The sequence below is a fragment of the Trinickia sp. HAY1-2D genome, assembly GCF_056754935.1.
The window spans coordinates 3,880,642-3,892,353 of record NZ_JBPGWX010000002.1; the positions used below are offsets into that span (position 1 = coordinate 3,880,642).

General features: G+C 64.8%; 9 protein-coding genes. 1 reads left to right on the forward strand and 8 read right to left on the reverse strand.

What is annotated here, in order from left to right; all coding sequences use genetic code 11:
* Positions 1 to 81: 81 nt before the first annotated feature.
* Positions 82 to 1,017 (forward strand): RNA polymerase sigma factor RpoH, encoded by a 936-nt coding sequence (gene rpoH, locus ACR9ZC_RS25090; RefSeq protein WP_481582329.1) that lies wholly within the window; start codon positions 82 to 84, stop codon positions 1,015 to 1,017.
* Positions 1,018 to 1,121: 104 nt separating this feature from the next.
* Here rpoH and nagE read toward each other — a convergent pair whose 3' ends face one another.
* From nagE to ACR9ZC_RS25130, 8 genes are all read right to left on the reverse strand, one after another.
* Entirely contained in the window at positions 1,122 to 2,861 is a 1,740-nt protein-coding gene (gene nagE, locus ACR9ZC_RS25095; protein WP_481582330.1) for an N-acetylglucosamine-specific PTS transporter subunit IIBC, read from the reverse strand.
* Positions 2,862 to 2,937: 76 nt separating this feature from the next.
* Positions 2,938 to 5,547, reverse strand: coding sequence for a phosphoenolpyruvate--protein phosphotransferase (gene ptsP, locus ACR9ZC_RS25100; RefSeq protein WP_481582331.1), 2,610 nt, complete (start codon positions 5,545 to 5,547; stop codon positions 2,938 to 2,940).
* Positions 5,548 to 5,559: 12 nt separating this feature from the next.
* Positions 5,560 to 6,576 (reverse strand): SIS domain-containing protein, encoded by a 1,017-nt coding sequence (locus ACR9ZC_RS25105; RefSeq protein WP_481582770.1) that lies wholly within the window; start codon positions 6,574 to 6,576, stop codon positions 5,560 to 5,562.
* Positions 6,569 to 7,672, reverse strand: coding sequence for an N-acetylglucosamine-6-phosphate deacetylase (gene nagA, locus ACR9ZC_RS25110; RefSeq protein ID WP_481582332.1), 1,104 nt, complete (start codon positions 7,670 to 7,672; stop codon positions 6,569 to 6,571). Before nagA ends, ACR9ZC_RS25105 begins: the two co-directional genes overlap by 8 nt.
* Positions 7,673 to 8,059: 387 nt before the next feature.
* Positions 8,060 to 8,887: a MetQ/NlpA family ABC transporter substrate-binding protein gene (locus ACR9ZC_RS25115; protein ID WP_481582333.1), complete on the reverse strand. Its 828-nt coding sequence runs from the start codon at positions 8,885 to 8,887 to the stop codon at positions 8,060 to 8,062.
* Positions 8,888 to 9,068: 181 nt separating this feature from the next.
* Complete coding sequence (locus ACR9ZC_RS25120) at positions 9,069 to 9,680, reverse strand: SCO family protein (RefSeq protein WP_481582334.1); 612 nt, start codon at positions 9,678 to 9,680, stop codon at positions 9,069 to 9,071.
* A 10-nt stretch (positions 9,681 to 9,690) separates the two neighbouring features.
* Positions 9,691 to 10,596 (reverse strand): heme o synthase, encoded by a 906-nt coding sequence (cyoE, locus tag ACR9ZC_RS25125; protein ID WP_481582335.1) that lies wholly within the window; start codon positions 10,594 to 10,596, stop codon positions 9,691 to 9,693.
* A 5-nt stretch (positions 10,597 to 10,601) separates the two neighbouring features.
* A complete protein-coding gene (locus tag ACR9ZC_RS25130) occupies positions 10,602 to 11,711 on the reverse strand; it encodes a COX15/CtaA family protein (RefSeq protein WP_481582336.1) in 1,110 nt (369 codons plus the stop codon).
* Between the last annotated feature and the right edge of the window lies 1 nt (position 11,712).

Genomic DNA, 11,712 nt, shown 5'->3' on the forward strand with positions numbered 1-11,712 from the left:
CACTCGGCTTCCGGGAGTGCTAATATCCCCCGGAGTCGTACTTGTGACTGAGCGGTAGTCCGATTTCAAGGAGTTTCCTACGTGAGCAACGCAATGACCCTTCCGAGCCCTCTCGCCCCGGCGTCCGCCATGGCCGCTTCGGCAGGTGCTCTGACGCTCGCGCCAACGTCGATGCTGCCCGGCCAGTTGGGCAACATCGACGCCTACATCCAGGCTGTCAACCGCATTCCGATGCTGACGGCGGAGCAAGAGCGCCGGTTCGCCACTGAATATCGCCTGCACAACAACCTCGATGCCGCGCGTCAGCTCGTGCTGTCGCACCTGCGTCTCGTCGTATCGATCGCACGCAATTATCTCGGCTACGGTCTGCCCCATGCGGATCTCATCCAGGAAGGCAACATCGGGCTGATGAAGGCGGTCAAACGGTTCGATCCCGAGCAAAACGTGCGCCTTGTGTCGTACGCGATCCACTGGATCAAAGCGGAGATCCACGAATACATCCTGCGCAACTGGCGCATGGTGAAAGTCGCGACGACGAAGGCTCAACGCAAGCTGTTCTTCAATCTGCGCAGCCACAAGCAAGGGCTGCAAGCGTTCTCGCCCGACGAGATCGAAGGCCTCGCGAAAGAACTGAACGTCAAACGCGAGGAAGTCACCGAGATGGAAACGCGGCTCTCCGGTGGCGACATCGCGCTCGAAGGGCACGTCGAAGACGGCGAGGAATCGTACGCGCCGATCGCCTATCTGGCGGACGCGCACAGCGAGCCGACGGCCGTGCTGGCCGCCCGTCAACGCGACAAGCTGCAAACGGACGGCATCGCCGAAGCGCTCGAATCGCTCGACGCACGCAGTCGCCGCATCATCGAAGCGCGGTGGCTCAACGTCGACGATGACGGATCGGGAGGCTCGACGCTGCATGAACTCGCCGCCGAGTTCGGTGTATCGGCCGAGCGCATTCGTCAGATCGAAGCGAGTGCGATGAAAAAGATGCGCAACGCCCTGGCCGCGTACGCTTGAGTTTCGTCGGCCCGCCCGTTCGGCGGACCAAAAGAAAGAGCGGCATCAGGTCACCCTGGCCGCTCTTTTGCATTGCCTGAAGCGAGTTCAGGCGCGCATCGACCTCAGACGGGCTGTGGCGAAACGCCCGCGGCCGGCGGGAGGCGCGTGGCCAGTTGCTTGGCGTAGCGCTGGGCCGCAGTGCCGCAGACGATGTGGAACGTATCGGCCGATACCCAGGCAACATCGAGCTCGCCGAGCCGCTGGCGGTCGACTGCGCCCGGATCGCGTACGACTACGCGCAACCGCGTGGCCGCCACGGCATCGAGTGCCGCGACGTTCGTCGCACCGCCGAACACGGCGAGCCAGCGCATCGGATCGGGATCGAGCGGTCCGCTCGGTCCTTGCTCGGCGCCGGCAGCGGCCGGCGCGGCCTGCCCTGCCGGACCTGCCATGGCCGCGCGGATTTCGTCGGCGATCATGTCGGCTTCCGGCCCGATGACGACCTGCACGTTGCGCGCATCGCGCTTGAGTACGCCGCGTGCGCCGATGGCCTTCAACTGCGGCTCCGAAATTTTTTCGGCATCGACCACTGAAAGACGCAGGCGCGTGGTGCAGGCGTCGACGAGCGTCAGGTTCGAAGCACCGCCGAGCGCAGCGATGTAGCGCACGGCACGCGGCGCCGCGGCGCCCGCCGTCGGCGCGACATAACCGCCAGCCCCGAACGATTCGATCTGGGCGTCGGTCGTCGCGGGTTCGCGGCCCGGTGTGGCCATGTTGAACTTGCGGATGAAGAACCGGAACAGCCCGTAGTAGACCGCCGCGTAGACGAGTCCGATCGGAATCGCGAGCCAGCCTTTGGTCGACAACCCGTAGTTCAGTACGTAGTCGATCGCACCGGCGGAGAACGTGAAGCCAAGATGGATGCCGAGCGCCTGACAGATCGCGAGCGAAAGGCCGGTGAGCAACGCGTGGATCACATAGAGCACCGGTGCTAGGAACATGAAGCTGAACTCGACGGGTTCCGTCACGCCAGTCAGAAACGATGTCAGCGCCATCGAAAACAGCAGGCCACCCACCATCGCGCGGCGCTCCTTCGGCGCTTCGTGCAGCATGGCAAGGCACGCCGCCGGCAGGCCGAACATCATGATCGGGAAAAAGCCCGTCATGAAGCCGCCCGCGGTGGGATCGCCCGCAAAGAAGCGATGGAGATCGCCCGTCACCGCGGCGCCGCCGCCCGGAGGCGTGAACGTGCCGAATACGAACCAGGCGAGCGAATTGATGATGTGATGCAGACCCGTCACGAGCAGCAATCGGTTCAGCGTGCCATAGACGAATACGCCGATCGCGCCGGCCGTCGTCAGCCAGTGGCCCGTCGCGTCGATGGCCGCCTGCACGGGTTGCCAGACGTACCCGAAGACGACGCCCAATACCACACAGGCCAGCCCGGTCACGATCGGCACGAAGCGCTTGCCGCCGAAGAACGCCAGATAATCGGGCAGCTTGATGTCCTTGTAGCGGTTATAGAGCATCCCCGCCACGATCCCCGCGATGATTCCCGACAGCACGCCCATGTTGAGCTTGTCGTTGATGTCCTTCATCACGGCGATTTCGATCAGATAGCCGATCGCACCCGCCAATGCGGCAACGCCATTGTTGTCCTTCGCGAAGCCCACCGCCACGCCGATCGCGAACAGCAACGGCAGATTGTCGAAGATCGTGCCGCCGGCGTCGGCAATCATCTTGATGTTGAGCACGTCGGCCTGGCCGAGGCGCAGCAAGATGCCCGCGACCGGCAGCACCGCAATCGGCAGCATCAGCGCTCGCCCTAGCCGCTGGACCTTCATAAATGGATTTCCGTCCATGAGTGCCTCCAATGTCTTCTCGTCGTCGATGCTTGTTTGAGTGCGATGCCGGCTCGCTCGAAAAAGCGCGGTGCGCCTAGTCGAGCGGCCAGATTTCGCGGCTTGCTGCTCTTACCGCCTGCGCCGAGTCGAGCTCCAACGCATCCAGCGCGCGTTGGCGGCACAGTTGATAATCGAGTCGGCGCACACGCGCCTTGATGCCCGGTACGGCAACCGGATCAACCGAAAGCTCTGTCACGCCGAGGCCGACGAGAAGCGGCACGGCAAGCGGATCGCCCGCGAGCGCCCCGCAGACGCCGACCCACTTGCCGTACTTCGCGGCACCGCGCGTCGTCGCCTCGATGAGACGCAGCACGGCCGGATGCAGGCCGTCCGCCTGCGAGGCGAGATCGGGCTGGCAGCGATCCATCGCCAGCGTGTATTGCGTGAGGTCGTTTGTGCCGATCGAGAGGAAATCGGCGTGGCGTGCGAGCTGGTCGGCGAGCAGCGCCGCGGACGGCACCTCGATCATCACGCCCACTTCGATCGGATCGGTACGTCCCGCGGCACGGCCGAGCTCGTCGATATGGGCACGCAGGCGCATCAGCTCGTTGGCGTCGGTCACCATCGGCAACAGAATCCGCACCGAGCCATGAGGCTCGACCTCGATCAGGCCGCGTAATTGATCGTCCAGTAGATCGGGCCGCAATTGCGCGAGGCGTACGCCGCGCAGCCCGAGCGCCGGATTCGCTTCGGGCGGCAGCGTCAGATAAGGCACTTCCTTGTCGGCGCCGACGTCGAGCGTGCGGATGATGGCGCGGCGCCCTTGCAAGGCATCGACGATCGCCTGATAGCTTGCGCAATGCTCGCGAGCGCTCGGCGCCGTCTCGCGATGGATGAAAAGCAGCTCGGTTCGCAAGAGGCCAACGGCATCGGCTCCGTTTTCGATCGCGGTGCGAGCATCGTCGAGCGTGGCGATGTTGGCGGCGACCTCGATCGCCCGACCGTCGGCCGTCGACGCGGCTTCCTGCGATACGCGACGGTTGGCCTCGCGCACGCCGGCCAGACGCTGCCGCTCGAGACGCGCGCGCTCGACGTCGAGCGCCGTCGGTGCGTACTCGATGCGTCCCGCGCTGGCGTCGACGACGACTTGTGTGCCGTCGGGAATCGCATGCAGCGCGTCGCCGACAGCGACAAGCGCCGGAATGCCAAGCTGCCGAGCGATGATGGCCGCATGCGAGGTCGCACCGCCGCCGGCCATGACGAGCGCCGCCACGCGCTTTCTGTCGAGCGACGACAGATCCGACGGCGTGAACTCGGTGGCAGCGAGCACGGCATCGTCGGGCAACGCGCGAGCATTCTGCGCCCCGTAGCCGAGCTCGCGCAGCACGCGCTTTTCGATATCGCGCAAATCGGCTGCGCGCTCGGCGAGCAGCATGTCTTCCACGTTCGCGAGCACGCCGATCTGTGCGCGAATGGCCTCGCGCCACGCGAAGCCCGCGCTTTTACCGAGGCTGATGAGATCGCGGGCCGTATCGATCAGCGTCGGGTCCTCGAGCAGCACGCGATGCACGGCGAAGATGCCTGCTTCGCCGACGGCGCCGCGTTGCGAGGCGTCGCGCACCGTGGAGTTCAATTGCGCGTCGACGGCCGCCAACGCGCGATCGAGCAGGCGGCTTTCGGCCGCAGGCGTCCCGCTCCCGGCCTCGGGCAGATCGAATTGCGTATCGTCCCAGCGCGTGAGCGTGCCGACGGCAATGCCCGGCGCGGCGCACACGCCGGCGAGCGTGTTCGGATCGGCCGGCACGCCGGCTATGACCGCCGCGGGGCGCGGCGCGGGGGAGGCAACGCGCGCGGGCGTTTCCTCCAGCTCGCCGTGCACTTCGCGCAGCAGCTCGCGCACGACCGCATCCACGGCCGCGGCCGCATCGGCGCCGGCGGCTCGCACTTCGACGGCCGCGCCCTCGCCGGCGCCCAGCCCCATGAGTCCGACGACGCTCTCTATGCTCGCGCACCGCGTGCCATGGCAGACTTCGATCCGGGCATCGAGGCCGCGAGCGGCCTCGCGCGCACGCGCCGCAGGACGCGCATGGAGCCCGCCCGCGACCGCCAGCGTGATTTCGCGCGATGCTTGCGGTACGTCGGCCGCGTGCAGGGCCTCCGCCTGCGCGCGAGCCTTCGACGAGCCCGACACCGCGGTTTTCGAGCGCAGCACGAGCAGCGGCTCCCCGGTCCGAATCATGCCGCGGCGGGTTTCGCCGGGCCGCTCGACGATCTCGAAGACGTCGGTATTCGCCACGGCGACGATCGATATGAGACTGGGCGCTTTGGTCGCAACGAAGTCCTGATCGAATTCGATCAGGATGTCGCCGGCTTTCACGCGCGCGCCTTGCGCCACTTTCGCAGCAAATCCCTGTCCATTCAGATCGACGGTGTCGATGCCGATATGGAGCAGGATTTCCGCACCCTGCGTCGTTTGCAGGGTCAACGCATGACCCGTGCGAGCGAGATGCGTCACCACACCTTCACAGGGCGCGACGAGCTTTCCCTCGAGCGGGTCGATACCAATGCCGTCGCCGAGCATGCCATCCGCGAAGACGGGGTCTGGCACGTCGGCAAGCGGCACGACCAGGCCGGTCATGGGCGCGAGCAGGACGATCGAGTCCTGGGTCTCGCTCTTCAATCGGGACTCTTGCGCAAGTTCCATCCGAATTTCTCGCTAGTGGGTTTCGGTGATCTTGTTGAGATAACGGGGCTGATCGGCGTCGCGCCCACGCGCGACGGCGAGTCCCGCAGCCATGACATAAAAGGTCTGAATCGCGGCAATGGGATCGAGCGCCGGATGCCGCGTCGTCGCGAGCGGCAGCGTGGCCTCCGCCACATCGCCTGGCGCCGCCAGCAACACGCGCGCGCCGCGCGCACGCATATCGGCGGCAAGACGCACGAGCCCGGCTTGTTCAGGTCCGCGCGGCGCGAATATCAGCAGCGGATAGTTCTCGTCGATGAGTTCCATCGGGCCGTGACGCACCTCAGCACTCGAAAAGGCCTCGGCCTGTATCCCGGATGTCTCCTTCAGCTTGAGCGCCGCCTCCTGCGCAATCGCGAGTCCGAGGCCGCGGCCGATCACGAACATGCGCTCGGCACTGACCAATGCTTCGATCGCGCGCGACCAGTCGAGATGCGCGCTTTCGTCGAGCGCGTCGGGCAACGCGCGAAGCGCCTCGAGCAATGGCTCATCGCGCTCCGGGCGTTGCCAGAAGGCGACGAGCTGCGCCGAAAGCGAGAGCATGGCGATATAGCTCTTCGTCGCCGCGACCGAGCGCTCAGGCCCCGCGAGAAGCGGCAATTGCCACTCGCACGCACTCGCGAGCGGCGAATCGGGCGCGTTGACACATGAGACGGTAAGCGCACCCGCGCGCCGCAGGGTCGTCATCGTTTCGACGAGATCGGGGCTTTTGCCCGATTGCGAGAATGCGATGGCGAATTCGCCGGCCACGCGAAGCGGCGCGGCCTGCAGCGTTGCAATCGACATCGGCAGCGATGCGACGGGCACGCCGATGCGGCTCATCGCGAGGCTCGCGAAATAGCTGGCCGCATGGTCCGAGCTGCCGCGCGCGACCGTGAGCGCGACATGACGCGGCTTTTCGGCCAGTGACGCGGCCAGCGCCTCGACACGACCGCTGTCGGCGCATTGCGCGGCAACCGCATGGCGGGCGGCACGCGCCTCGTCAAGCATATTCGACAATCTGCTCTCCTTCGACATAAGTCGCTGCGAGCGTGAGATCGCGCTCGAATACGACGACGTCCGCCCATGCGCCCCGCACGAGCCGGCCGCGGTCTTCGAGGCCCAGGTAATCGGCGGCATGGCGCGACATGCGATCGGACACATCCGCCAGCGGCAAGCCGAGCGAAACGAGGTTGCGCAGTGCATCGTCCATCGTGAGGGTGCTGCCAGCCAGCGTGCCATCCGACAACCGTACACCGCCGAGGCACTTCGTCACCTGCTGGCTGCCGAGCCGGTATTCGCCGTCCGGCATGCCCGTGGCCGACGTGCTGTCGGTCACCACATAAAGGCGCGGAATGGCGCGCAGCGCGGCCCGGATCGCGCCGGGGTGGACGTGCAGCAAATCGGGGATGATCTCGGCGAACTCGGCGTGCGCGAATGCGGCGCCGACGAGCCCCGGGTTGCGGTGATGCATCGGCGACATGGCGTTGAACAGATGCGTGAACCCGCACGCGCCGTGCTTGAGCGCCGCGACCGCGTCGTCGTAAGTCGCGAGCGAGTGGCCCAGTTGCACGCGCACGCCGCGTGCGGCCATCTCCGAGATGATGTCCATGTGACCCGCGATCTCGGGAGCCAGCGTGACCACGCGAATCGGCGCGATCGACAGATATTTGAGCACTTCGTCGAGCGCGGCCGAGACAGCCGCATCGGGCTGTGCCCCGAGCTTGCCCGGGTTGATGTACGGCCCTTCGAGATGCACGCCAAGTACGCGCGAACCGCCGGGCGTGCGGCAGCGCGTGATATCGCCGAGTCCGGCCACCACGGCCATCAGCTCCGCGCGCGGGGCCGTCATCGTCGTGGCCAGCAGGCTGGTCGTGCCGTGACGGGCATGCGTGCGCGCGATCGTCTCGATGGCGCGACCGCCCTCCATGACGTCGGCACCGCCGCCGCCGTGGACGTGCAGGTCGATGAAGCCGGGCAGGATATAGCAGCTGTCGTTCGTCGACGGATCGACGCGCGCACCGTCGAGCACCGTGATGCGGCCGTTTTCGAATTGGAGCGCACCGTGAATCCAACCGTCGGGCGTCAGGATGTTTCCATTGAGCATGGGATCTTCGATTTCGATATTGCGGGGAACAGCGGACGTGGGCGCACGATCCAGGCCAGCGCCAACATCGGCGGTTCGAGAGCAGTAAGCTGCACTGGCACGTGCGTGGCCGGGCTGCGAATTGGAGCCCATTATATAACCACAATAATACCAGTCAATTAGCGCGTGCCGAACCCCGACAAACGGTAGAAAGCCTTGCCTGGAAAGGGTTTCATGACCGCTACTGGGCCGTTCTCGGCCATGAACGGGCATCGGGATTTACCCGAACTCGGAGCCCAGTTGACGTCTGGGCGGCGCAGCGACGGTCACGCATTGCCGTCGCACAACGAAACAAGCCAGCCCGGATGAGGGCTGGCTTGCTCAGAGCGTCGGATCGACGTGCGCGGCTCAGAACGACGGCACGACCGCACCCTTGAATTCGCTGTTGATGAACTGGCGCACTTCCGGCGATTGATACGCCGCCACGAGCTTCTTCACCCAAGGCTTGCTCTTGTCCTGCGTGCGCACTGCGATGAGGTTCGCGTACGGACTATGCACATCTTCCCGGGCGATCGCGTCCTTCGCCGGCTGCAGCCCTGCCGAGAGGGCATAGTTGGTGTTGATCGCGGCCGCATCGACATCGTCGAGCGAGCGCGGCAACTGCGCGGCGTCCAATTCCACGAGCTTGATCTTCTTCGGGTTGGATTCGATATCGAGCGGCGTCGCGTTGCTGCCGTTCGCACCGGCTCCCGCCTTCAGCTTGATGACACCTTGCGTTTGTAGCAGCAGCAGTGCGCGGTTCTCGTTCGACGGGTCGTTGGGCAGCGATACCTTCGCGCCCTGCGGCAGGTCCTTCAGCGACTTGAGCTTCTTCGAATAGATGCCGAGCGGAGAGATATAGGTCAGGCCCACGTTGACGATCTTGTAGCCCCGTTGCCTGATCTGGCTGTCGAGATAAGGTTGATGCTGAAACGCATTGGCGTCGAGATCGCCCGCGTCGAGCGCCGCATTCGGCTGCACATAATCGTTGAATTCGACGAGTTTGATATCGAGCCCTTCTTTCTGTTTCGCCACCTTTTTGACGACCTGCCAGGTCTGCGAATCGGGGCCTGCGATCACACCGACCTTGATCGGCTTGTCTTGGGCGCACGCGCCGGTGCTCATGACCAGGGCCGCACCCGTTGCCGCGGCGAGAAGGAGTTTCAGTAGCGTTTGGGGAAGCGTTTTGAACTGCATGGGGAGCTCGCTTTCTTGATGGATGAACGTTTGACACAGCGAGGTCAATCGTCTCACACGCATGCTGCACCGCAAAATACGATGATGGCATATCGATATGCGGCGAGAGCGCGCCGGCTATCGCGACGCAACACGAGCTGCGTTTATTGCGGCATCGGCTGGTAAAAAGCGCAGCTGGAAATCAGTCGAGCAGCAACTTCAGATCGTGCACCCAGGGCTCAGCGCCTTGCCCGTCGCGTGCAAAGAGCCGCAGCTTGCCGGAGGGATCGAACACGTAGCTCGCGGCGGTATGGTCCATCGTGTAGCCGTCTGGGGTCTTGCCGGGCACTTTCGCGTAGTAGATGCGGAAGTCCTTGGCGAACCGGGCCAGTTGCGCGTCGCTCGGCCGCAAACCGATGAACGACGGGTTGAAAGCATGCACGTATTGCGACAACACTTCCGGCGTGTCACGCGCCGGATCGAGGGTCACGAAGAGCACTTGCACGCGCGCCGCGTCGGGGCCGAGTTGCTGCATCGCCTGCGAGAGTTCGGCCATCGTGGTCGGGCAAACGTCGGGGCAATGCGTGTAGCCGAGAAAAAGAACGACCGCCTTGCCTTTGAAATCGCCGAGCGTGCGCGTCTTGCCATTTGTGTCGGGTAACGCGAACGCCGAGCCGAATTGCGAGTTACCCGTGATATCGAGATTGTCGAACGCCGGCGCCTTGTCGCCGCAACCGGTCACCGCGAGTGCGATACCGGCCGCGCATGCAGCGAGCACGATGCGCGTGCGATGCGCGACGGAATGAACGAACATGGCCTGGATGTCACGCGCCGAGCAGTGCGCGCGCATAGTGATCGACGAGCAGCGCGGCAAAGAGCAGCGACAAGTAGACGATCGAATAGCGAAACGTCTTGCGCGCGAGCACATCGGAGTATTCGCGATAGATCTTCCACGCATACGCGAGAAAGATGGCGCCGAGCAGGACGGCCGCACTCAGATACACCGCTCCGCTCATGCCCGAAATGAACGGCATCAGCGTCACGACGAAGAGCACGATCGTGTAAAGCAGAATATGCAGGCGCGTGAACTGCTCCCCGTGCGTGTTCGGTAGCATCGGCAGGCCGGCGTTTTCGTAGTCCTGGCGGCGATACAGTGCAAGCGACCAGAAATGCGGCGGTGTCCAAACGAAAATGATCAATACGAGAATCCAGGCATCCCCGGGGACCGCGCCCGTCACCGCAGCCCAGCCGAGCGCGGGGGGCATCGCACCCGATGCGCCGCCGATCACGATGTTTTGCGGCGTGGCCGGTTTGAGCAGCAGCGTGTAGATCACGGCATAGCCGACGAAGGTGGCCAGCGTGAGCCACATCGTCAGCGCATTCGTGAAGGTATAGAGCGTCCACATGCCCAGGCCGCCGAGCGCAGCCGAAAACAGCAGGATCTGCGTCGTGGTGATCTCGCCGCGCGCGGAAGGCCGCCACGCCGTGCGCCGCATCATCGAATCGATCTTCTGCTCGACGAGGCAGTTGATCGCGAACGCGGCGCCCGCGAGCAGCCAGATACCGACAGTGCCGCCGATCAGAACCGTCCACGGCACCATGCCCGGCGTCGACAGGAACATGCCGATCACCGCGCAGAAAACGGCGAGCTGTGTGACCCGTGGCTTCGTCAGCGCGAAGTACTGTGAAAGCCGGGAGCCGAGAGTATGAGGGAGCGTTGTGCTGTCCATGAGAGTCACGCGGTTGCGGTGCCGCGCGCTGCAAGCGCCGCGCGGCCGGGACGGCTGGAAGCGGTTCGAAAGTTTAGCACAACGAGCAAAAGCAGCAGGACGGCTGCGCCGCCGTTATGCGCGACCGCGATCGGCAGCGGCCACGCTAGCACGATATTCGACAGGCCGGTGGCGAATTGCACCGCGATGACGACCAGTACGCCCATCGCCGGACGCGCAAGCGATGCGTACCGCCGCAATTGGAGTGCCAGCCAGACCAGATAGGCAATCACCACGAAGGCGAACGTGCGATGCGTCCAGTGAATCGCCACGAGTGCATCTTGCGTGATGGCGTCTCCGTCGCTCGTCATGCCGAGCGCACGCCAGAGATGAAAGCCGTGCGCGAAGTCCATCGACGGAATCCATTGCCCGTTGCAGGTCGGGAAATCGGTGCACGCCAGTACCGCATAGTTCGTACTGACCCAGCCGCCCAATGCGATCTGCACGACGAGCAGCGCGAGCCCGACGCGTGCCGCGGTGCGATAGCGTGCGGCGCCCGGCTCGTACGCCGGCATCGGCGTGACGCGCGCCGCGAGCCATCCGAGCGAGCCCAGCAATGCGAGGCCGAGCAGCAGGTGCGTCGTGACGATGATGGGCTGGAGTTTCATCGTGACGGTCCACGCACCGAAGATGCCCTGCACGCCGATCAGCGCAAGCAGCGCGGTCGGCCACCACGGCGAAACGGCGAGCGGGCGGCGCTTGATACGCGCGACCCAGGCGATCAGCGTCTGCGCGACGATCAGCACACCGATAGCCATGGCGAAATAGCGGTGGATCATTTCGATCCAGGCCTTGGTCATGCTGACCGGTCCTGTCGGCAGCGCCGCGTGGGCTGCGACAATTTGCGCATGCGCGATGAACGGCGACGCCGTGCCGTAGCAGCCCGGCCAATCGGGGCAACCGAGCCCCGAATCGGTCAGCCGCGTAAAGCCGCCGAACATGACGAGGTCGAGCGTGAGGAACGTCGTCACCCAGACGAGCTTGCGAAATTTGTCGTCGCTGGCTTTGACCCAGACATAGCTGAGCGGCAACAGAGCGATGCACAAGCCGATCAGCGCAAGTTGAATTAAAAACATT

Excerpts from the sequence above, each read along its gene's own strand:
- ptsP (WP_481582331.1), bottom strand. The coding sequence starts at position 5,547 with ATGGAACTTGCGCAAGAGTCCCGATTGAAGAGCGAGACCCAGGACTCG.
- nagE (WP_481582330.1), bottom strand. The coding sequence starts at position 2,861 with ATGGACGGAAATCCATTTATGAAGGTCCAGCGGCTAGGGCGAGCGCTG.
- ACR9ZC_RS25120 (WP_481582334.1), bottom strand. The coding sequence starts at position 9,680 with ATGTTCGTTCATTCCGTCGCGCATCGCACGCGCATCGTGCTCGCTGCA.
- ACR9ZC_RS25115 (WP_481582333.1), bottom strand. The coding sequence starts at position 8,887 with ATGCAGTTCAAAACGCTTCCCCAAACGCTACTGAAACTCCTTCTCGCC.
- ACR9ZC_RS25130 (WP_481582336.1), bottom strand. The coding sequence starts at position 11,711 with ATGTTTTTAATTCAACTTGCGCTGATCGGCTTGTGCATCGCTCTGTTG.
- ACR9ZC_RS25105 (WP_481582770.1), bottom strand. The coding sequence starts at position 6,576 with ATGCTTGACGAGGCGCGTGCCGCCCGCCATGCGGTTGCCGCGCAATGC.
- cyoE (WP_481582335.1), bottom strand. The coding sequence starts at position 10,596 with ATGGACAGCACAACGCTCCCTCATACTCTCGGCTCCCGGCTTTCACAG.
- nagA (WP_481582332.1), bottom strand. The coding sequence starts at position 7,672 with ATGCTCAATGGAAACATCCTGACGCCCGACGGTTGGATTCACGGTGCG.